This is a genomic window from Mesorhizobium sp. P2_E7, from assembly GCF_056403855.1.
Genome location: NZ_JBFUER010000001.1, coordinates 81,564 through 103,360, shown reverse-complemented (window position 1 = coordinate 103,360; position 21,797 = coordinate 81,564). Strand labels below are relative to the sequence as shown.

General features: G+C 60.7%; 25 protein-coding genes and 2 pseudogenes. 14 read left to right on the top strand and 13 right to left on the bottom strand.

Annotation, left to right across the window (positions count from 1 at the left end; all coding sequences use genetic code 11):
* Positions 1–65: 65 nt before the first annotated feature.
* Positions 66–1,580 carry a cupin domain-containing protein gene (locus tag AC1DYC_RS00515; RefSeq protein WP_477403052.1) on the top strand — a complete coding sequence of 505 codons (1,515 nt, stop codon included), beginning with the start codon at positions 66–68 and terminating at the stop codon, positions 1,578–1,580.
* 28 nt (positions 1,581–1,608) lie between these two features.
* On the opposite strand, the gene AC1DYC_RS00510 is transcribed toward AC1DYC_RS00515, so the two are convergent.
* On the bottom strand, positions 1,609–1,767 hold the full coding sequence (locus AC1DYC_RS00510; RefSeq protein WP_192259017.1) for a hypothetical protein: 159 nt from the start codon (positions 1,765–1,767) through the stop codon (positions 1,609–1,611).
* Between the two features lie 137 nt (positions 1,768–1,904).
* Here AC1DYC_RS00510 and AC1DYC_RS00505 point away from each other — a divergent pair, with 137 nt between their 5' ends.
* The 3 genes and pseudogenes from AC1DYC_RS00505 to AC1DYC_RS00495 all read left to right on the top strand — a co-directional run bounded on the left by AC1DYC_RS00505 (position 1,905) and on the right by AC1DYC_RS00495 (position 4,712).
* On the top strand, positions 1,905–2,099 hold the full coding sequence (locus AC1DYC_RS00505; protein ID WP_477403050.1) for a hypothetical protein: 195 nt from the start codon (positions 1,905–1,907) through the stop codon (positions 2,097–2,099).
* A 66-nt stretch (positions 2,100–2,165) separates the two neighbouring features.
* A pseudogene (locus AC1DYC_RS00500) lies at positions 2,166–4,246 on the top strand (ATP-dependent helicase).
* A gap of 163 nt (positions 4,247–4,409) precedes the next feature.
* Positions 4,410–4,712 carry a DUF982 domain-containing protein gene (locus tag AC1DYC_RS00495; protein ID WP_477403048.1) on the top strand — a complete coding sequence of 101 codons (303 nt, stop codon included), beginning with the start codon at positions 4,410–4,412 and terminating at the stop codon, positions 4,710–4,712.
* A gap of 33 nt (positions 4,713–4,745) precedes the next feature.
* Here the strand turns inward: AC1DYC_RS00495 and AC1DYC_RS00490 are convergent, their stop codons facing one another.
* The 3 genes from AC1DYC_RS00490 to AC1DYC_RS00480 all read right to left on the bottom strand — a co-directional run bounded on the left by AC1DYC_RS00490 (position 4,746) and on the right by AC1DYC_RS00480 (position 6,467).
* The gene (locus tag AC1DYC_RS00490; RefSeq protein WP_477403046.1) at positions 4,746–5,573 is read right to left on the bottom strand and encodes a sterol desaturase family protein; all 828 of its coding nucleotides are present in this window, start codon (positions 5,571–5,573) and stop codon (positions 4,746–4,748) included.
* 133 nt (positions 5,574–5,706) lie between these two features.
* On the bottom strand, positions 5,707–6,282 hold the full coding sequence (locus AC1DYC_RS00485) for an acyltransferase family protein (protein WP_477403044.1): 576 nt from the start codon (positions 6,280–6,282) through the stop codon (positions 5,707–5,709).
* Positions 6,283–6,308: 26 nt separating this feature from the next.
* On the bottom strand, positions 6,309–6,467 hold the full coding sequence (locus tag AC1DYC_RS00480) for a hypothetical protein (protein WP_477403042.1): 159 nt from the start codon (positions 6,465–6,467) through the stop codon (positions 6,309–6,311).
* Between the two features lie 91 nt (positions 6,468–6,558).
* Between AC1DYC_RS00480 and AC1DYC_RS00475 the strand changes: the two are divergent.
* The 6 genes and pseudogenes from AC1DYC_RS00475 to AC1DYC_RS00450 all read left to right on the top strand — a co-directional run.
* Positions 6,559–6,771: pseudogene (locus AC1DYC_RS00475) on the top strand (hypothetical protein); the annotation flags it as partial.
* A 488-nt stretch (positions 6,772–7,259) separates the two neighbouring features.
* Positions 7,260–8,426 carry a class I SAM-dependent methyltransferase gene (locus AC1DYC_RS00470; protein WP_477403040.1) on the top strand — a complete coding sequence of 389 codons (1,167 nt, stop codon included), beginning with the start codon at positions 7,260–7,262 and terminating at the stop codon, positions 8,424–8,426.
* Between the two features lie 137 nt (positions 8,427–8,563).
* Entirely contained in the window at positions 8,564–9,574 is a 1,011-nt protein-coding gene (locus AC1DYC_RS00465; protein ID WP_477403038.1) for a methyltransferase domain-containing protein, read from the top strand.
* Positions 9,575–9,814: 240 nt separating this feature from the next.
* Positions 9,815–10,054 (top strand): hypothetical protein, encoded by a 240-nt coding sequence (locus AC1DYC_RS00460; RefSeq protein WP_477403036.1) that lies wholly within the window; start codon positions 9,815–9,817, stop codon positions 10,052–10,054.
* Between the two features lie 729 nt (positions 10,055–10,783).
* Positions 10,784–12,118 (top strand): acyltransferase family protein, encoded by a 1,335-nt coding sequence (locus AC1DYC_RS00455; protein WP_477403034.1) that lies wholly within the window; start codon positions 10,784–10,786, stop codon positions 12,116–12,118.
* Between the two features lie 253 nt (positions 12,119–12,371).
* Entirely contained in the window at positions 12,372–12,878 is a 507-nt protein-coding gene (locus tag AC1DYC_RS00450; RefSeq protein ID WP_477403032.1) for a hypothetical protein, read from the top strand.
* A 443-nt stretch (positions 12,879–13,321) separates the two neighbouring features.
* Here AC1DYC_RS00450 and AC1DYC_RS00445 read toward each other — a convergent pair whose 3' ends face one another.
* The 3 genes from AC1DYC_RS00445 to AC1DYC_RS00435 all read right to left on the bottom strand — a co-directional run bounded on the left by AC1DYC_RS00445 (position 13,322) and on the right by AC1DYC_RS00435 (position 16,036).
* Complete coding sequence (locus AC1DYC_RS00445) at positions 13,322–14,107, bottom strand: GGDEF domain-containing protein (RefSeq protein WP_477403030.1); 786 nt, start codon at positions 14,105–14,107, stop codon at positions 13,322–13,324.
* A 277-nt stretch (positions 14,108–14,384) separates the two neighbouring features.
* Positions 14,385–15,020: a hypothetical protein gene (locus AC1DYC_RS00440; RefSeq protein ID WP_477403028.1), complete on the bottom strand. Its 636-nt coding sequence runs from the start codon at positions 15,018–15,020 to the stop codon at positions 14,385–14,387.
* Positions 15,021–15,523: 503 nt separating this feature from the next.
* Entirely contained in the window at positions 15,524–16,036 is a 513-nt protein-coding gene (locus AC1DYC_RS00435) for a DinB family protein (protein WP_477403026.1), read from the bottom strand.
* A gap of 70 nt (positions 16,037–16,106) precedes the next feature.
* Here AC1DYC_RS00435 and AC1DYC_RS00430 point away from each other — a divergent pair, with 70 nt between their 5' ends.
* Together AC1DYC_RS00430 and bluB are read left to right on the top strand one after the other, a co-directional pair.
* Positions 16,107–16,802: a glutathione S-transferase family protein gene (locus AC1DYC_RS00430; RefSeq protein WP_477403024.1), complete on the top strand. Its 696-nt coding sequence runs from the start codon at positions 16,107–16,109 to the stop codon at positions 16,800–16,802.
* Positions 16,803–16,890: 88 nt separating this feature from the next.
* Complete coding sequence (bluB, locus tag AC1DYC_RS00425) at positions 16,891–17,526, top strand: 5,6-dimethylbenzimidazole synthase (RefSeq protein WP_477403022.1); 636 nt, start codon at positions 16,891–16,893, stop codon at positions 17,524–17,526.
* Between the two features lie 6 nt (positions 17,527–17,532).
* Here the strand turns inward: bluB and AC1DYC_RS00420 are convergent, their stop codons facing one another.
* Positions 17,533–17,733, bottom strand: a complete 201-nt coding sequence (locus AC1DYC_RS00420; RefSeq protein WP_477403020.1) for a hypothetical protein — start codon at positions 17,731–17,733, stop codon at positions 17,533–17,535.
* Between the two features lie 220 nt (positions 17,734–17,953).
* Between AC1DYC_RS00420 and ndk the strand changes: the two genes are divergently transcribed.
* Positions 17,954–18,376, top strand: a complete 423-nt coding sequence (ndk, locus tag AC1DYC_RS00415; protein ID WP_023701900.1) for a nucleoside-diphosphate kinase — start codon at positions 17,954–17,956, stop codon at positions 18,374–18,376.
* A gap of 87 nt (positions 18,377–18,463) precedes the next feature.
* On the opposite strand, the gene AC1DYC_RS00410 is transcribed toward ndk, so the two are convergent.
* Positions 18,464–18,919 carry a MarR family winged helix-turn-helix transcriptional regulator gene (locus AC1DYC_RS00410; RefSeq protein WP_477403018.1) on the bottom strand — a complete coding sequence of 152 codons (456 nt, stop codon included), beginning with the start codon at positions 18,917–18,919 and terminating at the stop codon, positions 18,464–18,466.
* A gap of 63 nt (positions 18,920–18,982) precedes the next feature.
* On the opposite strand from AC1DYC_RS00410, the gene AC1DYC_RS00405 reads away from it, so the two are divergent.
* A complete protein-coding gene (locus AC1DYC_RS00405; protein ID WP_477301837.1) occupies positions 18,983–19,459 on the top strand; it encodes a cupin domain-containing protein in 477 nt (158 codons plus the stop codon).
* 3 nt (positions 19,460–19,462) lie between these two features.
* On the opposite strand, the gene AC1DYC_RS00400 is transcribed toward AC1DYC_RS00405, so the two are convergent.
* The 4 genes from AC1DYC_RS00400 to pgsA all read right to left on the bottom strand — a co-directional run bounded on the left by AC1DYC_RS00400 (position 19,463) and on the right by pgsA (position 21,653).
* Positions 19,463–20,230, bottom strand: a complete 768-nt coding sequence (locus AC1DYC_RS00400) for a YbaY family lipoprotein (protein ID WP_477403016.1) — start codon at positions 20,228–20,230, stop codon at positions 19,463–19,465.
* Between the two features lie 86 nt (positions 20,231–20,316).
* A complete protein-coding gene (locus tag AC1DYC_RS00395) occupies positions 20,317–20,793 on the bottom strand; it encodes a molybdenum cofactor biosynthesis protein MoaE (RefSeq protein ID WP_477301841.1) in 477 nt (158 codons plus the stop codon).
* A gap of 4 nt (positions 20,794–20,797) precedes the next feature.
* The gene (gene moaD, locus AC1DYC_RS00390; protein ID WP_477403014.1) at positions 20,798–21,055 is read right to left on the bottom strand and encodes a molybdopterin converting factor subunit 1; all 258 of its coding nucleotides are present in this window, start codon (positions 21,053–21,055) and stop codon (positions 20,798–20,800) included.
* Between the two features lies 1 nt (position 21,056).
* Positions 21,057–21,653, bottom strand: a complete 597-nt coding sequence (gene pgsA, locus AC1DYC_RS00385) for a CDP-diacylglycerol--glycerol-3-phosphate 3-phosphatidyltransferase (RefSeq protein WP_097573323.1) — start codon at positions 21,651–21,653, stop codon at positions 21,057–21,059.
* Between the last annotated feature and the right edge of the window lie 144 nt (positions 21,654–21,797).

Sequence of the window (21,797 nt, the reverse complement as noted above, 5' to 3'; positions counted from 1 at the left end):
GCGCCTGTCGTACTCTCGGCTCAGGCAATCGGTTCCGATTGGGTTCACCTGAAGCGAGCTGATTGATGATCGACGACATCGAGCGCGACGGTTTCGCTGGTCCGTTTCCGGTTCTAAGCCGCAAGGAACGGGGCCGCCTTCTCCCCAGGCTGATCAAGGAACGCCAGAAGAAGAAGGTATGGAGCAAGGCGTCCGCTGTCGCCAATCGTCACTACTACAAGATCGCCAGCGACCCGCGCATCCTTGAGCTGGTACGTCCGGTCCTCGGCGAAGACATCATTCTGTGGGCCGCGCATGTCGTCATCAGGCGTCCCGACACAGAGCATCCGTTCCACTGCGATGTCGAATCGTCATCGGCCGATGGCGGCTTCCTGACCGTGTGGCTCGGGCTGGAGAACACAAATTCCGCGTCGGGCCTCAAATTCGTCAGGGGTTCGCACCGCTATGGCGCCACGATTCAGGAGATCAAAGCCAGGCTTGGAATGAATTCGACGGAAAATTCCGATGCGGCTGTGCTGGATGCAGCGCGGAGTTTTGCTCAAGACGCAACAATCGTTCAGCCCGACGTTGGCGATGGTGCCGCGCTGGTTTTTGACGGCAGAGTCTGGCATGGCTCGCAAAATCCGTCGACGGCCACACGCGTCGCCTTGCTGCTGCAATATGCCCGCGCCGACCGCCCGGTTTTCATTCCCGAGACCTTCGACTGGCCGTTTCATTTCAAGACGGAGCCAAGACCGCCGGTATTGGTCGTTTCCGGCCGCTCGCCGATCGGTGTCAACCAGATCGCCAGACCGCCCGGCAAGCGCAGGCTTGCCGCAATACCGAATGCCGTGTTCGACCTGCCCGAACTGCCGGCCAAGCCGGTGGCACATTTCGCCTCGATGCCACACTTTCGCGGCCGCACGGCCAAGATCGAATTCATGGACGCGCACTCATCGGTACTGGCGCCCGGCGCCACGCCGCATTCACTGCACGCCCATGTGGAAGAAGAAATCCTCGTCGTCGTTTCGGGGCAAGCAGCCTTGATTACCGCCGACGATGTCGGGTCTGAGAGCGTTCGACGCGAGACGATGAACGCAGGCGATTTCGCCTATTACCCCGCCTTCCAGCCGCACACGCTGGTCAATGCCAGCGACAAACCAGTGCTCTACACGATGCTCAAATGGTGCAATGAGCGAGGCCATGCGCCCGGCGAAGCGTCGAAGCTGGCCTTCATGCGGAGCTCAGACATGCTGTTTGCTGCTGCGGATCTCGGCAAGCGCAACCGGGGAGCCGTCCTCAACGCAAGGACCAGATGGCTCGATCGATTGCACTGTCATGTCTCTATCGCAATGCCTGGCGTCGGCTACGCGCCCCACGCCGACCGTTATGACGTGGCAATTGTCCTGTTTTCCGGTGCGATTGAGACGCTGGGCAAGGTGGTTTCGGCGCCGGCGCTGCTTTATCATCCTGCCGGTGCAATGCACGGTCTGAAGTCCGTGGGCGCCGAACCCGCGCGCTATCTCGTCTTCGAACTGGACAAGGCCGTATCGCGCTGGTCCACCCTGCTCCATGCCGCCCGAAATCTGCTGGGGCGGTAAAGATTCATCCTGGCCGCGATGACCCGATCTATTGCGCCGGTGGTGGTTGTTCGCCACCAGTTGCGGGCTTTGGCGCCGAATCCGTCTGCGGGGTTTGATCGAGCACCGGGGCTTTGGTTGGCTGGATGTCGCTGTCGCAGGCCGCGAGTGCCAAGCCGGCGGCAAACAGAATCAGAAGCCTCTTCATGGCAACCTCCTGGGCTTGCCCTCTCCTTCGTAAAGGCAACGAGGTGGTTCGGGTTTGGTTGCACGCCGCATCGGGCCGCGTCACCGGCTGGAACAAAACGCCGCCTCTGCGGTTGGTTGAGCAAAGGAGATCGCACCATGATCCGTCTGCTCATTGCCGGCCTTGTCGCCTATGCTACCTATCGTGTCGCCAAGGAGGCGATCGACGCCGTGCCCGACGATTTCGATCCGCTACCGATGCCCGGCGACGAACGCGCCTTGCGACGCCAGCCGGCGGCAATGGGCGTTGCTCCGCGGAGAGGAGATAGGGCAGCCATCCCCACAGAGGGATAAAGGCCCGCTAGAGACCGCGCCGCGCTAGCCCGTTGCGAACAAAGCGGAAACGATGCTTGATGGGCGATGACCATCGCCATCAATGATTCGACCCTGCAGCCCGCCTATCTCGCCAAGCTCAACACCGAGCAGCGGCTGGCGGTCGAGCATGGTGACGGCCAGATCGCCGGGCCGTTGCTGGTGATTGCGGGCGCCGGCTCCGGCAAGACCAACACGCTGGCCCACCGGGTTGCGCATCTGATCGTCAAGGGCGCCGATCCGAGACGCATCCTGCTGATGACGTTCTCGCGCCGCGCTGCCAGCGAAATGGCCAGGCGGGTCGAACGCATTGCCGGCGAGGTGCTCGGCCGCGACGCGTCCGTCATTACCGACGCGCTCGCCTGGGCGGGCACGTTTCACGGCATCGGCGCGAGGCTCTTGCGCGACTATGCGCTGACGATCGGCCTCGATCCCGCCTTTACCATTCACGACCGCGAGGATTCCGCCGACCTGATGAATCTTGCCCGGCACGAGCTCGGCTTTTCGAAGACCGAAAGCCGGTTTCCGACCAAGGGCACCTGCCTGGCGATCTATTCGCGCGCTGTCAACGCGCAGGCGCCGCTCGGCGAGGTGCTGGGCACGGCTTTTCCCTGGTGCGCCAGATGGGCAGAACAGCTGAAAGAGCTGTTCGCCCGCTATGTCGAGGCCAAGCAGGCGCAGAACGTGCTCGATTACGACGACCTCCTGCTCTACTGGGCGCAGATGGCCGCCGAGCCTGAAATCGCCGCGCATCTCTCCTCCCGTTTCGATCACGTACTGGTCGACGAATACCAGGACACCAACAGGCTGCAGGCCTCGATCCTGATCGCACTCAAGCCGGACGGCGCCGGGCTGACTGTGGTCGGCGACGATGCGCAGTCGATCTATTCGTTTCGCGCCGCCGAAGTGCGCAACATCCTCGATTTCCCCCAGCAATTCGCGCGCGCCGCAGACGTCATCATGCTGGAGCGCAACTACCGCTCGACCGAGACCATTTTGGCTGCGGCCAATGCGGTGATTTCCGAGGCGTCGGAGCGCTTCACCAAGAACCTCTGGTCGGAGCGCAAATCCTCGCAAAAGCCGAAACTGGTCAGCGTGCGCGACGAGGCCGAACAGGCGAATTACGTCTGCCAGGCGATCCTTGCCGAGCGCGAGGCCGGCACGGTGCTGAAATCGCAAGCGGTGCTGTTTCGCGCCTCGCATCACAGCGGGCCGCTGGAGATCGAGCTGACGCGCCGCAACATCCCGTTCGTCAAGTTCGGCGGGCTGAAATTCCTCGACGCCGCCCATGTCAAGGACGTGCTGGCGGTGCTGCGCTTTGCCGAGAACCCGCGCGACCGCGTCGCCGGCTTTCGCGTGCTGCAGCTCCTGCCCGGCATCGGCCCTTCGGCAGCCAGCGCCGTCGTCGAGGCCATGGCGACATCGCTCGACGAAGCGATGGGGCTGGCCCGCTACCGGCCGCCGCAGCGCGCGGCGGAGGACTGGCCGGCATTCGTTTCCCTGTTTTCCGGCTTGCGCGCCAGGTCAGGTAAATGGCCGGCAGATCTCGAACAGGTCAGGCTCTGGTACGAGCCGCATCTCGAGCGCATGCATGAGGACGCCACGACACGGCGCGCCGACCTCATGCAGCTCGAGCAGATCGGTTCCGGCTATGCCTCGCGCGAGCGCTTCCTGACCGAGCTGACGCTCGATCCGCCGGATGCAACCAGCGACCAGGCCGGGCCACCGCATCGCGACGAGGACTATCTGATCCTGTCGACCATCCATTCGGCCAAGGGCCAGGAGTGGAAGAACGTCTTCGTGCTCAACACCGTCGATGGCTGCATCCCGGCCGATCTCGGCGTCGGCACCAAGGAAGACATCGAGGAGGAGCGCGGCTGCTTTACGTCGCGATGACGCGGGCCAAGGACGGCCTGCACCTGGTGACGCCGCAGCGCTTTTATCCGCACAACCAGCCGGCGCGCGGCGACCGCAACGTCTACGCCTCACGCAGCCGCTTCATCCCGGCCTCGATCCTCGGCGCCTTCGAGCAGACCTCGTGGGCGAGCGTCCACGCAAAGGACGATCCGCGCCACAGACCTGAAATCAGGGTCGACCTCGGCGCCCGCATGCGCGGCATGTGGAGATAACCGCCGGCCGCAACCGCGCTGGCCGGGGAGCGGCCGCAAAAAGCAAATTTCTCTGTCGTGGCATCTCTTAGGGAACCTCGGGCGGCCAGCCGCGTTTTTTGGCGTCCAACCCGCGATCGGAGAGCGGCGACCGTCGCCCTTCCGCCCATCCAGAGAGGCCAGAATGCACGACGCGATGTTCTTCACCCCGGTTGCCGTCACCGTCGGCGCCGGCCACAAACGCATGCTCGCTTCGCTGTTCGAAATGCATGATTTCCTGACCGAATTTCCGCCGTCGCGCCGGCGCCTGAGCTATGGCGCCGCGGTAAAGGCGTGCGAGGCGGCACGTGCCGGCGAAATCTCGACCGAGGCCGCGCGCGATGCGCTGATCACCTTTGCGGTGACGGCGGGCATCCTCTGGCCACCTGTCCAGCCAATCCTCTCGGTCAAGCCGGTCGCGCGTGGCTATGGCGGCTACGCCGCCTGAGAGGTGGCTGGACCAGACCAGCCGGAGAAAAGATCACTCGGACTTGCCGGCCGGCGTCGGTGAGGCTTCGGCCAGGCTCGCCGGCTGCGCGAGCCGTTCGGTGCCGCCGACAAACGGATAGGCAAGCTGCTGATGATAGAGTGGCGGGACCGGGTCATCGGTGCCGTATTTCTGCGGCATCCTGTCTGGCATGAACAAGGTGCCGCCCAGCATATCGAGCAAAGGCAGCTGCCCGGCGAAATTCTTGTCCCAGGCTTCACGCTCATTGGCATGATGCCAGTGATGAAACTGCGGTGACGCCAGCAGCCATTTCAACGGTCCGACCTTGATGCGCGTGTTCGAGTGAATGAACAGCGACTGCCACTGATAGACCAGTGTGAAGATCAGTATGGCGGTGCTGGAAAAATCGAGCGCGAAAACCGGCAGGAACGAGGCCGATTTGGTCAGGATCTGGTCGACAGGATGGACGCGGTGCGCGGCAAGCCAATCCATCTCCTCGATGCTGTGGTGGATCGAATGGAAGCGCCACAGGAACGGGACGGCGTGAAAGGCGCGATGCGCCAGGTAGAAGCCGGCATCGGCCAGCACCAGAACCTCCACCGCCTGCAGCCAGACCGGTTGCGACTGCACCGCCTGCGCAAGTCCGGCCGGAACAAACCGGTGGAGCACCAGCATGGCTGTGCCGATGACGATGAGCAGGCCGATCTTGATGACAATGCCGTTGAACAAAAGGTAGACGACGTCGTTCAGCCAATGCCGGCGCGCCGGCGATTGCTCCGCATGCAGCGGCAACAGCCGCTCCAGCGGAATGAAGATAAGCGCGATGATGAGCACCGCCTTGAGGTCTATGAGATCGGACACCCCTGCCCTCGTTGTAGCCGGAGATCGGCTCGCCGGAGATTAACGGCCAAGGGATGAACGGATTGTTGATGATGGCTGGCGGCGGATTACTGCCATTTGCCGGCACGGGTCGCTTGTCTGGCCAAACCAGGTCTCAGGTTTGGCGAACCGCCAGTCCGTCCGACAGCGCAGGGGCAGGCAGCGGCACGACGGCAACTGGAGAGCTTGCCGCCATCGGCCCGGATCGCGCCGGCCTTTTGAACAGCCCACCTGCCCATCGCGTGGACGGGCGCTCGATCCATCGATAGCTTGCCCAGCTTACCATCAGGACACAAATGCCTGTGGTAATGATGTACGAGACGACACCCGCTGAATGGCTCAACCATGCACCGAACAGCAGCGACACTGCGATCATGGTCGGCCAAAGCCACATATAGGTCGAGTATGAAATATCGCCCAGAAATGTGAGCCACCTGGCTGGGTGCCAGCCGGCGCCCTCCAATGACAGCACGCCCCATACGATCAGCGACGCAGCCGTTCCATCGATAGCGAGGCGAAGCAGGCCGGTCGTGGTCCCGAGCATCGGCCCAGCGTAATAGCCGGCTACAGCAACAATGATGCAGCCCAGAACTATGCAGGCTCGCGGAAATGGCAGCGGTCGGCGGCGCGCGACATAGCCGATCAGCAATCCCGGCAGGAACTCCCCAGTGATAGGGGCGGCAAAATACAATCCATGATCCCAGCCACGCTCGGCTCTCAATGAAACGTTGCCGGGTCGCCGGCGAGCAGGCTGCGCGGCCCGGTCGTCTCGAAACTGACCTGGTCGCGGCCGTTGGACTTGGCCTTGTAGAGGTGCCGGTCGGCCGTCAGGAACCATATCGGCGTAGGTGGTGGGTCCGCTGAAGGCGACGCCACCGATGCTCACCGAGAGCGGACAGGGCCGGCCGCCCGGGGCAAACTCGACCTCGCGGATGCGCCGCCGGATCCCCTCGGCAACCAGCCAGGACTGCGACGGGTCGGCGCCGGGCAGGAAGATGGCGAACTCCTCGCCGCCGATGCGCCCGGGCCGGACGACCAGCAGAGCGAGGACCGCGCCATCCGAACGGCCAAGGGGCTCGCCGCAAAACATGTCGGCGTGATTGCCTGGAGCCGTGATGCCGACCCGGTGATCGGTGACTACGGACCACCGACCGTGTTGTTCGCCAGCGGCGACGTGCCGACATGGAATAGCCTTGGCGCGGCGGGTTTGCCGTTAGGCCGCAGCCTTCTAAAATCGAGTTGGCGAGAGCGGTCACTCCGACTGGCGGGCTGGCGCGGGCGAGACCTCGCCGCCCCGCCGGCGATTGCTCCTAGTGCAGTGGCAAAAGCCGCTCCAGCGGATGAAGATGAGCGCGATGATCAGCATCGCCTTGAGGTCGATGAAATCGAGAACCGTGGTGTCGCTGCTGTCTGGCCGATTAACGGCGAAGGGATGGCGGATGGCTGCGAGCAGCCATAGACAAAAAACGATATTTTCAGCTTTGTCGACGTAAATTTCGTATAAATGCCAAAATCACGAGAGTTAGCCCAAAGATCATAAAACCCGATTTTCTGGCAATTCTAACACGAAACCCGCAATATTCCCCAACAATACAGCATAGGATATAGATTCCACTAGAAACATAAGCTCCCATTTGTTGTAGACAATTGATGATGGCATATTGAGAGATGAGGCTTTGGGAGGTAACCTCCTCCCATAACCATGGAGAGCCCGCCATCGACCAGATTGCCGCTTTGCGCGAGGCTGTGTTGGGCGACGAGAAGCTGGTTGACGCGCGTCGACCTCCCCCGGCTGTTTATGACGCACTGAAAACAGTGGTTGTGGCGCAAGGTTGCTGGCTTGTTTTTCCGATTAGCCGGTCCTCAGATTCTTGGTCATTCGCTGCCGTGGTCATTCCTCCCTATGCGGTTCCGGCGGCCTTCGAAATCCAATGCAACGGTTCTCCGGTGAAGACCAAGCCGACCACATTGCCCGAACTATACGAGCACGTATTGGCCCGGCTAGAGCTCAGCAACGAACCCTCGTTTTCCGTCGAGTTCACAATATGCCCCGGGACTGATTCCGCAACGCTTCAATGCATGACCAAGAGTGGCGAACGCATAGGGACGACATACTATGTCCCGACGAAACGCAGCCATAGTCAGATCGCAGGAACGAGTGCCAATAGGGTCATCCGCAACAATAATGAGAACTATTACCATTTCACCGGATATGACGAGGCGCAGAAGATCCACGACCTCATCCAACAGCATTGCATCTCGCTGAATGATTCACAGAAGCTCGACGTTCTCGACTGGGGGATGGGATCAGGCCGGGTCACCCAATATTTGCAGAACTTTCCGGGCATCGATATGTTCGGCACCGACATCGATCCTGTTAACATGGGCACTCTTCATTCCGCCGGCCTTTCCAAAAGCAACTTCAGATTGACGGAGCCAGGCGGCAAAATACCTTTCGATGACGAGAGCTTTGATGCCGTTTTCGGCATCTCCGTGTTCACTCACCTTACCGAGGAAATGCAGTTTTATTACCTCGCCGAAATCAGACGCGTACTCAAATCGAACGGGATTGGAATTTTTTCAGTTCACGGACTGACGCAGTTCTTCATGCAAATCAATGACGGCAACACGCTGTCACAACTGATCGAACGCGGCATCAAGGTGACGGGTGGCAACGACGATTTGGAGCCCGGGTTTGCCGCATCAAGGCAGCTGTACGTAAACACCTTGCATACCCCGAACTACATTCTTCGTGCGTGGAAACGCTACTTCTCCACGATCTCAATTCAGATGGCGCCTCTGGTGAACACGCACGACCTAGTCATATGCACTTGATAACCCCTAGTCTGGCTGACGGACGCCGCCCGACTTCTCTCGATCGGATGCTTCCGATCCTTCAATGCCCGAGGACCGGCACAGCCATTTCATATGAGAGCGGTCGGCTCCGTTCCGACGCGGGTGAGGAATATCCGGTGATCAACGGCATCCCGGTACTGGTGCGGCAGGTACAGGAGTTCCATATCACACCTCCGCCGAGCGCCTTCATTTCGAAGAACACAGCTACCTATTCGCCGCCCAGTTACATCAAGGACAATGCAATTTGCCTTCATCTCGGCTCAGGCAACGTCCCGGCTTCTGATAGCCGCGTAATTTCGATGGACATTCTGCCGACTGATAGTGTCGACTTGGTCGCCGAGGCCGAGGCGCTCCCGTTCAAAATGCAGAGCTTTGATTACGTGGAATCAGGGGCGGTTTTCGAACATGTGTTCAATCCGCTCGTGTCAGCCGCCGAAGTGAGGCGGGTCCTTAAAGACGGCGGCGAGATGTTCATCGATACCGCCTTCCTCCAAGGCTACCATGGCTTTCCGAGCCACTATTTCAACATGACACCACAGGCCGTTGAAACCTTCCTATGCGACGACTTCATCTTGGAGGACAGCTACGTTCCACACGCAGCGATGGTGACCCATGCTCTTGTCACGCAGTTCGACCGGTTTCTAGAATTGCTGCCAGAGCATGAGCAATCCACGCTGAAGAGTTTGCCTCTGGTCAGCGCCCTCGCAATGATCAGATCAAACCATAGCCGTCATGAAGGCTTGGCCGCACAGATATCCGAATATGGTCACCGGTCCCTAGCGGCGAGTTTTAGTGTCCGAGCGACGAAGCCGGCGAATTACGACACGGCACGCCGCGACAAGACCTCAACCCCGCACGACAGAGCTGCTTACTACGCGGCGCGAATGGGGGTCATCCAGCGGCACCATGAAATTGAGCTTTATCGGCGATTTGCGTCGGAAAAGCACAAACACAAAAGTATGCCGAGTCTGACTCCGATGCCGCCGTTAAACGATGTCCTTGCCGCAGGCAAGGTCACAACGCCTCATGTCGAGGGGGCATATCAAACGGCAACTAAGTTACTGAAAAAATGGGACGCGAACCTCACGTCGATTCGAGATGAGGCGATCCGCCTATTTTTGGCCTAGCACGTGGTGCAGGCAGAATGACCAATTCGACCTCTTTGGTTTGTTTGGCTTGATGTTTTCCGATCTGCCGAGCGCGACCCGAACCGGCTCGTCGAAATGCTGATCCTGCATGGCTTCATCTCACCAGAAGCTGAAGCTGAACGCGACTCAATTTGTGACGATATGATAGGGATCTGTCGACATCGCCGCACCGTGCCGCAGCCTCGTGCGTCGGTACTCAACAGACCCTGGGTTTCCAACATGTCTGATCCGAAGCTGATCGTTGTCGTCGCCTTTGATCGCGGCGAGGACGGCGAGCTGTTCGTGGCCTTCGGGCCGGCCGACCAGCAGAGCGAGGACCGCGCCATCCGAACGGCCAAGGGGCTCGCCGCAAAACATGTCGGGGTGATTGCCTGGAGCCGTGATGCCGACCCGGTGCTCGGTGACTACGGACCACCGACCGTGTTGTTCGCCAGCGGCGACGTGCCCGACATGGAATAGCCTTGGCGCGGCGGGTTTGCCGTTAGGCCGCAGCCTTCTAAAATCGAGTTGGCGAGAGCGGTCACTCCGACTGGCGGGCTGGCGCGGGCGAGACCTCGCCGCCCCGCCGGCGATTGCTCCTAGTGCAGGCAAAAGCCGCTCCAGCGGATGAAGATGAGCGCGATGATCAGCATCGCCTTGAGGTCGATGAAATCGAGAACCGTGGTGTCGCTGCTGTCTGGCCGATTGACGGCGAAGGGATGGCGGACGGCTGCGAGCAGCCATAGACAAAAACGATATTTTCAGCTTTGTCGACGTAATTTTCGTATAAACGCCAAAATCACACCAGGATACGAGAGTTAGCCCAAAGATCATAAAACCCGATTTTTTGGCAATTCTAACACGAAACCCGCCATATTCCCCAACAATACAGAATAAGATATAGATTCCACTAGAACTATAAGCTCCAATTTGTTGATAAATGATGATGGTATATTGAGATATGAAGCTTTGGTAGGTAGCCTCCTCCCATAAGTATTGAGGATGGTCGACGATTTGCGCTACCCGCACATCTCCAAACGAGATCTGAAAACGAATATTGTCGTATGATGGGTGGATCCTTGGGAAATACACAAAGCATATCGACAGTTCGAACAGGTCATCCGCTGAATAGAATCGATCTACGCCAACAAGGATGGCGTCTACAAGGTATGGAAGACCGCATGCGACCGGGCCGGCATCCCGGAGATCATGCCGCACGCCGCTGGCCGGCAAGGCTTCGGCACCGAGATGCTTGGGCGCCAGAAGCTAGACCCACGCACAGTAGCGTCTGGCGGTCGCTGGGCCGACCTTAGCCTTGATGCAGAAAACCTATACGCACGCCGAAGAGGGGGGGCGCCGGAATTGTCGCGAGAAAACCTGAAGTCACTAACCAGCCTTCGCTTCGCGGCGGCGGCTTCCATAGTGTGGCTGCATGCAACGCTCTATTTCGATTGGGCGCAGGCTGGACCCAATCTGCCATTTGCCCACGGCGTCAGCTTCTTCTTCGTTCTGAGTGGGTTCATCCTCACGCACGTGCATGGAAGTGGAAAACTCTCATACCGAGATTTCATGCTGGGTCGGATTGCCAGGCTGTGGCCGCTCCATATCGTCTGCCTGATCGCGGTCTACTGGTTCGTAAGGGCCGATTCTCAGGTATTCGACGGGACCGGACTCGCTAACAGAGACGTTTCTTTTGTGATCAACGCGCTGCTCCTTCAGTCTTGGGTGCCGACCAACGCATCTGTGTTCAGCTGGAATTCCGTTGCATGGTCAATCTCAACCGAAATGTTTTTCTATGCGATGTTCCCGCTGCTCATCGTTTTGTTGTCTCGGACGAAGTGGCTGTTTGTCGCTATATGTGTTTTGCCGATCGCGGCCCTATGGGCTCTCGCGAGCGCATTTCAAGTCCCTCCTACGGGGGATGTCTTCACGGTAACGGTGTACGCACTCTTTTACACCTTCCCGCCAAGCCGCCTGTTGGAGTTCGGACTGGGGATTGTCACTTGCCGAATCTGGCAGCGAGGTAGAGCGATGCACAGTGCTGGTTTTGGTCTGTCTACCGCGATTGAGGTGACTGCCCTGCTTTTGCTGTGCATTTGGCTCGCATATATCTTTCCGGTACTGGTTGGGCCCAGCCAGTGGTCGGTTGTCTTTTCGCAGTGGTTCGCCGGTTGCGGTTCCTGTTTCGCCTTTGCCATCTTCATCGCCATGATGGCGTCCGGTCGAGGCGCTTTTGGTAAAATTCTCGGGTGGGGGCCGTTCGTTTTACTGGGAGATGCAAGCTTTGCCCTCTACATGGTCCATATGATTGTGATGAAAGTCATCACTTTGGATGGGCTGAATTATCTTACAGCGCCTGCCGTTGTATTTCCTATCTGCCTCGTTGCTGCCTTCGCGGGCCACTTCCTGATTGAGAAACCTGGACGGAAGCTCATCGTCCAGGGCTTCAGCAGGTTGCTGATACGCAAGGCCAGCTTGAAGGCATCCGCAGTCTTGGCCGGCGTTCCCTCGTTGGGGCCCAGCGGTGCGAACGGGCCGGCGTGACCTATTTTTGGTTCTCGGCGGCGGTGTGTTCGGGTCGACCATCGCCGCGCCCTCCACCGCGTCGACAAATGCGACCATGCTGGCAGACACGGTTGACCAGCGAAATTTCTGTAGCAGATCGGCAAGGATAGCGAATTGCTCATCTTCGAGCAGAACGACTGCGGCCTTGGCCTTTACCGCAGCGTCGATCGCGTCCAGCATTTTGAAAGCAACGCGAACTTCGCTGTTCGAATAGCCGCCTGTCGGCCTTTCGATGATCATCGCCAGCGTCGGCGGGGTCACATTAAGCCTCATGGGAACGCCCTTTTACTGGCTGGTCAATGGTCGCGGCGCGGTCATGTTCTTCTTTGTGCTGTCGGGTTTTATCCAATTAGAGCAAATACATATTTGCGTTGAGACTGCGGGCGCCGGAATGGTCCTGTTTGCAGTACTCGCATGTGCACCCCTTGCCAAACCGCTGTCCAGCAACGTCGGGAAATGGCTTGGAATACTGAGCTTCCCAGTTTACCTCGTACAGATATCGGTACTGAATTCAATATCCAGCAAGCTCTATATCGAGACGGTCGCTATGAGCTCTGTCCCTAGATTTGTCCTGATGGCAGGTGTGACGGTTGTCATAATAGGGCTACTTTCGCTCCCATTCGTCTTCATTGATAGGTGGCGGGTCGGTCTTACAAACCGTGTGAGCCATGTGCTGATCAATGGTCGGGTAGCGACAGCGCAGATGGTTCCTGCAAATCCGGTAGTGAGTTCGGCCTAACGGGCGAACAGAATCCAACATCTGCTCAATAACGCGGCTCGCAAGTGGTGGCCCTCCTGGCTCCGCCATGGATGCTCTGGCGACGAAATATTACAGCAGCTATGGAACGCCCAAGGCACTGTCGTACTTCGCCGAATACGAGCGGATTATCGGGAACAGGCGAGACCAGCCTCTACGCATCCTCGGGCTTGGCGTTTTCTCAGGAGCGTCGATGCTGATGTGGTGTGACTACGCTCCAACGCGATCATTGTCGGCCTCGACAGCGAAGCTTTCGCCTGCGACGATATCCGGCGAAAAGAGAATTCATTTCATCAGTGGGCTGCAAGACGACCCGGCCACCGCCCTACGCCCTGCTGAAATCGACATCCTGGAAGATAACTGCCCCGTTACGCTATGTCAGATCGGTGTTCCTGTAGCGCCGCCCACGCCATACAGGCTCGCGCTCAATGCAGCGTCGGGTCGCCGGACAGCAGGCCGCGCGGCCCGGTTGTCTCAAAACTGACCTGGTCGCGCCCGTTCGACTTGGCCTTGTAGAGGTGCCGGTCGGCCGTCAGGAACATGTCGGCATAGGTGGTGGGTCCGCTGAAGGCGACGCCGCCGATGCTCACCGAGAGCGGGCAAGGCCGTCCACCCGGAGCAAACTCGACCTCGCGGATGCGCCGCCGGATCCCCTCGGCGACCAGCCACGACTGCGACGGGTCGACGCCAGGCAGGAAGATGGCGAACTCCTCGCCGCCGATACGCCCCACAATGTCGGCGCCGCGCAGCTGGGCCTTGATCGTCTGCGCAATCAGCTTGAGCGCCTGATCGCCGCAATCATGGCCCAGTCGGTCGTTGATGGTCTTGAAATGATCGGCGTCGACGATCAGCAAGGCGCCGGCATTGACGACGGTCTGGCGGCGCGCCTGTTCGAGATAGGCTTCGACCAGCATCGAAAACGCGCCGCGGTTGAACACCGCCGTCAGGCTGTCGGTCGCCGCGACGATGCTCAAGTTCTTCTGGGCAATTGCCAGCTGGCGCATCTTGTACATCAGGAAAGAGAAGAACGATCCACCCAGCACAAGCGGCAGCAGCAGATCGGTGAGCTGCGCCCAGCGCAGCGCTTCAGGCGACAGCGACGGAAAATTGTAGGAATCGACGAAGAAGGCGGCCGCGATGCAGATCGCTGTGCCGGCAACTGTGACCGTTATGACCCTGCCCCAACTCGTGGGCGACAGATCGATCCGCATGCCATTCTCCCGCTCTATCCGCCATATTGCAACCGGAACGCAAATGAAACGCTAAAACCTTGCCTTCAATTGTAATGTGGTTAACAGCCCGTCGAAAAGCACGGCCGATCGCCGTGAAGGTGCCGGCGATCACAAAAAGCCCGCCACTTGCGTGGCGGGCTTTCCGACTGGCCGGAGGCTTCTCGTCAGCGCATGTCCCTCGGGAAGTCCGGGGCATGCGGTAGGAGAGTGTCGTAAAGCCTCACGGCTGGTTTCGACACTCCCGGCGAAACCCGTCTCAGCGACGGGAGATCATCAGGCAGAGCTGCCGCAGGTCGCTGTCGTAGGTGCCCTCGCTGCTGAGCACATCGATGCAGCGCTTCTTCATGCGCGTCAGCTGGCTGCTCGACATGCTGGAAACGACACCGGGCACCCCAGGGGTGCCTGGTGTTCCAGGAGTTCCTGGAGTGCCGGGGGTACCGGGCGTTCCGCCAATGCCGACGCCGACACCGACGTTGATGCCGCTGCCGACGTTGACGCCAACACCGGCATTGACACCCCCGCTGCCGCCGACCGTGGCGCCAACACCAGCGTTGACGCCGTCACCAATCTTGGCGCCAGCACCAGCGTTGACGCCGCTGCTGCCGCCGACTGAGGCGCCGAGGCCCGCAGTAACGCCGCTGCTGCCGCCAACCTGGGCGCCGGCACCGGCATTGACACCGCCGCTGCCGCCGACCGAGGCGCCAGCGCCGGCATTGATGCCGCCGCTACCGCCAACCGAGGCGCCAAGACCGGCATTGACACCGCCAGCACCGCCGATGGATGCGCCAGCACCGACGCCAATTCCGCCTCCTGCATTCGCGGGAGCGGCAAAAATAACGATAATTGCACTCGTCGCTATTGTTCTAGCGATTTTTTGAGTGATATTAGCCATGACACTCTCCTTTGTTGCCCTTCTACTTTTTGCACTGCAACATGTCAGAACACCCAAGACGACATATGCTTATGCACGTAGAGCTACGCACGGCCATTCCTTAGAGTTTCTTTATTTTTTCTGGCGATCGAGATTGCAGTTCTCAATCAGTGTATTGATTTTCTAAAAAAAAATAAGTTTTTGCCTCAATATTTAAACTTTGTCGAATTTCATCAACAAAACCTCCACTGTAAGTTGGAGCAGGTTGTATCTGTGCCCTTCCGAGTGCCGAAGGGCCCCAAATCGGCAGTGCCGACAGGATCTTCAAAGCCCGGCTGGGGGGTACAGAGCTTGACGTTGTTCGTCGCCGAGGCGTCGACGGCCGGCGCAAATGCATCGACCGCAGGGGAGTGCCCCCAGGCGCGAATCCACGACGATGTGAACGCTTTTCAGTCTACCGATGAGCGGGACGGTTCGGCGTTTCCGTGAAACGGGACGCCCAAACGGGAAGCGCGGTCAGGAGATCAGGCGTAGGCGCGGCCTTCGTCCGTGCGCTGGAAAAGTGCCAGATCAAGCGATACCGAAGGCCGGCCGAGAATGGTCAGGATGGTGTGCGCCTGGCCGCGGTGATGGGTCTGGTGGTTGAAGACGTGGCCAAGCGCCGGCGCCAGCCGTTGCGAGACGGTGCGCATGTCGGAAACGGTCATGTAGGAGAAGCGACCAGACAAGGCCTTTTCAGTCAGACCGCCGACCCAGTCGACGATCCGCCTGTCCTCGGCCTCGCGCGCCAGCCTCAAGCCTGGCAAAGCGCGGTGCAGGATAGCGTCGAGCTTTGCGGGTGCATCGCCCTCGCCGGTGAAGCGTTTCATCCAGATGCGGTCGGTGGCAAGCAGATGGTTGAGGGTGCCCATCATCGAGCCGAAAAACGCGCCGACGTCGCGGTTGAACTCTTCGTCGTCAAGCCCGGCGACGGCATCGTAGATGCGGCCATTGGCCCATTGATTGTAGGCCGCAAACATCATGAAATGCTGTTTCATCTTCTCTTCCCGCCGACCAGTTCCGCTTCAGCCGCAGGCGCCTAATTAGACCGCGAGGACGCAGCCGCCAATGACCATTCTGTTCTATGAACTCGTCGGACGCGACACGACCCGTCCGTTCAGCCCGCATTGCTGGAAGATTGCCATGGCGCTTGCGCATAAAGGGCTGGACAAATCCAGCCTGCCGACACGCTTCCTCGACGTGCCCAGGGTCGAGGGCGGCGTTTCCAAGACCGTGCCGGTGATCCGCGACGGCGATCATGTGGTGGCCGATTCCTTCGCCATCGCGCTCTATCTGGACGAGACCTATCCCGAGCGGCCGACGCTTTTTGCCGGCGACGGCGGCAAGGCGATGGTGCGTTTCATCGAGCGCTGGTCGCAGCTCACCATCCATCCCTATGTCACCACGGCAGCATTGCTCGACATCCACGCCATGCAGGACGACGAGAACGCCGCCTATTTCCGCGCCAGCCGCGAGCAGCGCTTCGGCAAGCCGCTGGAAGCAGTAACGGCCGTGCGCGATGCCGGGCTTGCGGGCTTTCGTGCCGCGCTGGAGCCGCTGCGCTCGATGCTCGGCTATCAGCCGTTCATCGGCGGCGCCTCGCCGCTCTTTGCCGATTACATCGTCTTTGGCGCGCTGCAATGGGCGCGCATCACCTCGCCCTACCGCTTGCTCGACGACAGCGACATCGTTGCGCAATGGTTCGGACGCTGCCTCGACCTTCATGACGGCCTTGGCCGTACGGTGGCAGCTGCCGCTGCCTAGGGAATAGGGATTAGGCAGTAGGCAGTAGGGTTTTCGCGCTGTATTGCCTACTGCCTAATCCCTACTGCCCAACGAAAGCCCTGGCGCCATGCCACCACCCCCCGATTTTACCGACGATTTTCGCGCCGGGCTCGTCACGCTGCTGCGCTGGCGCAGGGATGTGCGGCGCTTCGAGCGGACGGCTCTGCCCGAGGGGACGCTGGAACGGCTGCTGGAGCTTGCCAGCATCGCGCCGTCCGTCGGGCTCAGCCAGCCCTGGCGTTTCGTGGTGGTCGAGAGTGCCGAACGGCGCGCCGCCGTGAGAAACTCTTTCGAGCGCTGCAACGCCGAGGCGCTGGCATGCTTTTCGGGCGAGCGCGCAGCGCTCTATGCCAGGCTGAAGCTTGCCGGCCTCAATGAAGCACCCTGCCAGTTCGCGGTTTTTGCCGACCGCACGACGCAACAGGGCCACGGGCTCGGCCGCATGACCATGCCGGCGACCATCGACTATTCGGCCGTCATGGCGGTACATACGCTGTGGCTGGCGGCACGGGCGCAAGGCATCGGCATGGGCTGGGTGTCGATCCTCGATGCGGCCGAGATGGCCAAGATCCTCGACACGCCGCCCGAATGGACGCTGATCGGCTATTTCTGCCTCGGTTATGCCAGCGAGGAGCATGATGTGCCGACGCTGGAACGCGAGGGCTGGGAGCAGCGGCGGCCGCCGGTGACGATCAGGCGGTAACTCCGGTCACTTCGCCTCATCCTTGGCGATGAGCCTGACGCAGATCGGATCGCCCTTCGGCATCGGCGTACATTGCCATTCCGGGCCGAAGCCGAAATTCGCATTCTTTCCAAGCCCGAGCAGCATGGCAACGACCAGGCCGCCGAAGAGGGCAACCATCAGCAGGATGCCCTTGAGGTCCCCGGGTCTTAAATAGGGCCGGTTCATCTCGTAGAAGGTCCTCCGGTGTCCGGCTTCCCGTCCAACTGATTTCCCTGGAGATTATAGTCCCGCCCCTGCGAGCCGTCTATCTTCGCCCCGGACGATCTGTCGCCCCTACGATGGCGGCACCGTTCCAGGACATGGAGCGCCTCCCCTTGGCAATGGGCCGGGCGGCTTGTATAGAGCCCGCCACTCCACATTCCAATCTCAAGACAAGGACGACCCCATGGCGCTCGAACGCACCTTTTCCATGATCAAGCCGGATGCGACGCGACGCAACCTCACCGGCGCCATCACCAGGATGCTGGAAGAGGCTGGCCTGCGCGTCATTGCTTCGCGCCGTGTGTGGATGAGCCGCCGTGAGGCTGAAGGCTTCTACGCCGTCCACAAGGATCGTCCGTTCTTCGGCGAACTGGTGGAATTCATGTCGTCGGCGCCGACCATCGTGCAGGTTCTGGAAGGCGAAAACGCCATTGCCAGGAACCGCGAAGTGATGGGCGCCACCAATCCGGCCAACGCCGCCGAAGGCACCATCCGCAAGGTGCACGCGCTGTCAATCGGCGAGAATTCGGTGCACGGCTCCGACGCGCCGGAAACCGCCGCGCAGGAGATCAAGTACTGGTTTTCCGACACCGAGATCGTCGGCTGAGCCGACGCGAACGGAATGCATGCAAAAGGCCGGCGTTTCGCCGGCCTTTTTCTTTGGTCCGGTCCCGGCTTCGGCTTCATGCCGCTTTCAGCGGATGAGCGGCGTGTCCCAGAGGTCGCCGAGCAGCGTTTTCAGCTCCGTGAAACGCTTCTCGCCAAGTTCCTCGGCCCATTCCCGTTCGACGTCGAGCAGGATGTCGGCCATTTTCTGGTAGGCGGCGCGCCCGCGGTCGGTGAAGTGGACGATGGTGCCACCGCTCTCGTGGGGTGCCGCCGAGCGGGTGATGTAACCCATCGCTTCCAGTGTCTTCAGCAGTTGATTCATCGCCTGCTTGCTCATCGCCGCGCGCTCGGCAAGCGCGCTCGGCCGAAGGCCATCCGGGCCGGGATATTGGATCACCGCCATATGCGGCGGGCTGAGGTCGTCGAAACCCGATGCCCTAAGATCCCGGATCAGTTTGCGGTGAATGGCCATGGCCGGCACACGCAGCAGCGCACCGATCAGCGGCGGCTTCTTCGGTGGATCTTCGGTGGACGGCGGCATTGACACCTTGGTAAATTGAGTTTACTGATTGGGTAAATTCGATTTACCACATAGGAGGATGAAATGCTAGACAAGGCCAACGAGGTTCGCGTCAATCCCGCCGAGGAGACAATCAGCCATGGCGGCCTTGCCGTGCGCTTCCTGGTTACCGGCGACCAATCGAACGGCAGCATCGCCGCCTTCGAACTGACGGTCGCCGGCTCGCAGCGCCTGCCCGCCCCGGCACACAGCCACGACCACTATGAGGAAACGATGTACGGGATCGAAGGCGTGCTGACGCTGACCGTCGACGGACACCGGCACGATATCGGGCCTGGCCAGGCGTTGTGCATTCCGCGCGGCGCGGTCCATCGCTTCGACAACAATACCGCCGAGACCGCCAAGGTGCTGTGCGTGGTGACGCCGGCGGCGATCGGTCCGGACTATTTTCGCGAGGCCTTCGCCATCTTCAGCGCCGGCGGGCCGCCCGACCGTGCCAGGCTTATGGACCTGATGCGCCGGTTCGGCCTGACACCGGCGCCGCCGCCACCGCAGGCGTGAGCCTCAACTCGCTGCGTTGAATCGCAAAATGTCGCGGCCGTCCTTGTCGGCGATGATCAGCTTTCCGCCATCGACACGATAGGACGCCGCCTTGGCCAGCGCCTCGAACAACGCCTTCTCCTCGGCCATCACCTCTGGCGCGCAGGCCTTGTAGGTCGAGCCGATGTCGCTGATGGCGATCGTCGCGCCCTCGACCTTGGCAGTGGCGAAATAGGCGTTGCAAGGGCCGCTGCCGCCGGCCTTGCCGGCTTCGCTGACCCTGAACGTGGCCTTGGGTTGGGCAATCGCGCCGATGCCGTCGATGTAGTCGACCAGCCAGCTCTGATCGAACAGCGAAGCCGAAGTCGGCGTGTCGCTCGGCGCTACCATTTTCAGAACGATGGCCTGCGGCGCGTCGCTCAGCGGATCGACCTGATAGCGTGTATCGGTGATAAACAGCAGCTTGTCGTCGGCGGTGATGCGCGCCTGCAGCGCGTAGGTCATGTTGGGCCGGATCACCTTTGGGTCGAAGCTGATCTCGAACTTGATCGGCACTTGGCCGGCCGGCGCCACCTTGCGCTCGCCGACAATGGCGGCCGGTGCATCGGCTAGCGACACATCGGCCAGCTGCACCGAAAGCACGGCGTTGGGCGGCAACGCGATGCGCTCGCGATACATCACCTCGCCCTTCAGCGTTCTCTCGGCGGCGACGGAAAGCTCGGGAACGGCCAGCATGCCGATGACCAGCGGCACAAAACCGAAGACAAAGAACTCAGCGATCCTGTCCAGCATGCCCTTGCTCCCTTTTGCCAGATGCGATTTGGCCAAGGGAATGCGGTCAATGGAAGGCGGCTGCATGGCAATATTCCGGCTGCGGATCAGTCCGGCGGCGACTGTGTCCAGCGCGCCGCGGCCTGGTCGTCGGCGTCCTTGGCCTCGACCCAGCCACCATCGGTGCCGTCCACGCGGTGTTCCTTCTTCCAGAACGGCGCGCGCGATTTCAGGAAATCCATCAGGAAATTCGCCGCTTCGAACGCCGCCTGCCGGTGCGCGGACGCAGCCACCACCAGCACGATGTTTTCGCCAGGCGCGATCTTGCCGTGGCGATGGATGACGGTCAGCCCTTGCAGCGGCCAGCGTGCTGTGGCTTCGGCGGCGATGCGGCCGATCTCGGCCTCGGCCATGCCAGGGTAATGTTCGAGCTCGAGTGCCGACAGCTGGCCCTGCTCGTCGCGGCAAAGTCCTGAGAAGGACACCACGGCGCCGATGTCCGCGCGACCCTCGGTCAGTTTCGCGATCTCGGCGGCGACGTCGAAATCCTCGCGCTGGATGCGCACCGTCGGCGCGCCGGACATGGTGTCAGCCCCCGGTCATCGGCGGAAACAGCGCAATCTCGCGCGCGCCGGATATCTTCTGGCGATGCTCGACATGTTCCTGGTTGATGGCGACGCGGATCACCTCGGGATATTGCAGCGCGTGCTCATACTCCTCGCCGCGCGATTTCAGCCAGCGCAGCAAATCGGCGACCGTCTCGATGCCGGCGGGGAGTTCTAAGTCTTCCTCGGGCTTGCCGATCCGTTCGCGCACCCAGGCGAAATAGATGAGCCGCGTGGTCATCTCACTCGTCCATGATGTGCTTGAGGCCGGCGCGGAAATAGTCGTAGCCGGTATAGAGCGTGACCAGTGCGGCGATCCACAGCAGCACCAGCCCGGTCTGCGTGGTGAGCGGGAAGATCTTGTCGCCGGCCGGCCCGGCCAGCAGGAAAGCGATGGCGACCATCTGGATGGCGGTCTTCCATTTGGCGAGCTGCGTCACCGGCACCGAGACCTTCAGCGCCGCCAGATACTCGCGCAGGCCCGAGACCAGGATCTCGCGGCACAGGATGATGATTGCCGCCCACAGCGACCAGCCGGCAATGCCGGCGTGGCGGTCGGTGTCGGCGGCCAAGAGCAGCAGGCAGGTGGCGACCAGCAATTTGTCGGCTATCGGATCGAGCATCTTGCCGATGTTGGAAGTCTGCTGCCAGGCGCGCGCCAGATAGCCGTCGAGATAATCGGTGATCGAGGCCAGCAGGAAGATGATCAATGCCGACCAGCGGGCGAAGTCGCTCGATTTCAGATGTCCTTCGAGAAAAAAACACAGCACCACCAGCGGCACCGCGATAATGCGGGCATAGGTGAGCATGTTGGGCAGGTTGAACGCGCGCTGGGCCATATCGGGGGGACTCTTTCTGCCTGCGTACTCAAATCAGAACCGGATGTAGGGGGTCAACAGCCGAGATTCGATTGGCCAGACGAAAATAGCGCGCGATTGCGGGGATTCGAGTGGTCTCTGAGAAAAGACGGCAGCTGACATTCG

Excerpts from the sequence above, each read along its gene's own strand:
- AC1DYC_RS00430 (WP_477403024.1), top strand. The coding sequence starts at position 16,107 with ATGACCATTCTGTTCTATGAACTCGTCGGACGCGACACGACCCGTCCG.
- AC1DYC_RS00470 (WP_477403040.1), top strand. The coding sequence starts at position 7,260 with ATGAGGCTTTGGGAGGTAACCTCCTCCCATAACCATGGAGAGCCCGCC.
- AC1DYC_RS00450 (WP_477403032.1), top strand. The coding sequence starts at position 12,372 with ATGATCATCGCCAGCGTCGGCGGGGTCACATTAAGCCTCATGGGAACG.
- AC1DYC_RS00435 (WP_477403026.1), bottom strand. The coding sequence starts at position 16,036 with ATGAAACAGCATTTCATGATGTTTGCGGCCTACAATCAATGGGCCAAT.
- AC1DYC_RS00495 (WP_477403048.1), top strand. The coding sequence starts at position 4,410 with ATGCACGACGCGATGTTCTTCACCCCGGTTGCCGTCACCGTCGGCGCC.
- pgsA (WP_097573323.1), bottom strand. The coding sequence starts at position 21,653 with ATGGCCCAGCGCGCGTTCAACCTGCCCAACATGCTCACCTATGCCCGC.
- AC1DYC_RS00460 (WP_477403036.1), top strand. The coding sequence starts at position 9,815 with ATGTCTGATCCGAAGCTGATCGTTGTCGTCGCCTTTGATCGCGGCGAG.
- bluB (WP_477403022.1), top strand. The coding sequence starts at position 16,891 with ATGCCACCACCCCCCGATTTTACCGACGATTTTCGCGCCGGGCTCGTC.
- ndk (WP_023701900.1), top strand. The coding sequence starts at position 17,954 with ATGGCGCTCGAACGCACCTTTTCCATGATCAAGCCGGATGCGACGCGA.
- AC1DYC_RS00440 (WP_477403028.1), bottom strand. The coding sequence starts at position 15,020 with ATGGCTAATATCACTCAAAAAATCGCTAGAACAATAGCGACGAGTGCA.
- AC1DYC_RS00515 (WP_477403052.1), top strand. The coding sequence starts at position 66 with ATGATCGACGACATCGAGCGCGACGGTTTCGCTGGTCCGTTTCCGGTT.
- AC1DYC_RS00420 (WP_477403020.1), bottom strand. The coding sequence starts at position 17,733 with ATGAACCGGCCCTATTTAAGACCCGGGGACCTCAAGGGCATCCTGCTG.
- AC1DYC_RS00395 (WP_477301841.1), bottom strand. The coding sequence starts at position 20,793 with ATGTCCGGCGCGCCGACGGTGCGCATCCAGCGCGAGGATTTCGACGTC.
- AC1DYC_RS00505 (WP_477403050.1), top strand. The coding sequence starts at position 1,905 with ATGATCCGTCTGCTCATTGCCGGCCTTGTCGCCTATGCTACCTATCGT.
- AC1DYC_RS00405 (WP_477301837.1), top strand. The coding sequence starts at position 18,983 with ATGCTAGACAAGGCCAACGAGGTTCGCGTCAATCCCGCCGAGGAGACA.
- AC1DYC_RS00400 (WP_477403016.1), bottom strand. The coding sequence starts at position 20,230 with ATGCTGGACAGGATCGCTGAGTTCTTTGTCTTCGGTTTTGTGCCGCTG.
- moaD (WP_477403014.1), bottom strand. The coding sequence starts at position 21,055 with ATGACCACGCGGCTCATCTATTTCGCCTGGGTGCGCGAACGGATCGGC.
- AC1DYC_RS00445 (WP_477403030.1), bottom strand. The coding sequence starts at position 14,107 with ATGCGGATCGATCTGTCGCCCACGAGTTGGGGCAGGGTCATAACGGTC.
- AC1DYC_RS00455 (WP_477403034.1), top strand. The coding sequence starts at position 10,784 with ATGCCGCACGCCGCTGGCCGGCAAGGCTTCGGCACCGAGATGCTTGGG.
- AC1DYC_RS00510 (WP_192259017.1), bottom strand. The coding sequence starts at position 1,767 with ATGAAGAGGCTTCTGATTCTGTTTGCCGCCGGCTTGGCACTCGCGGCC.
- AC1DYC_RS00410 (WP_477403018.1), bottom strand. The coding sequence starts at position 18,919 with ATGCCGCCGTCCACCGAAGATCCACCGAAGAAGCCGCCGCTGATCGGT.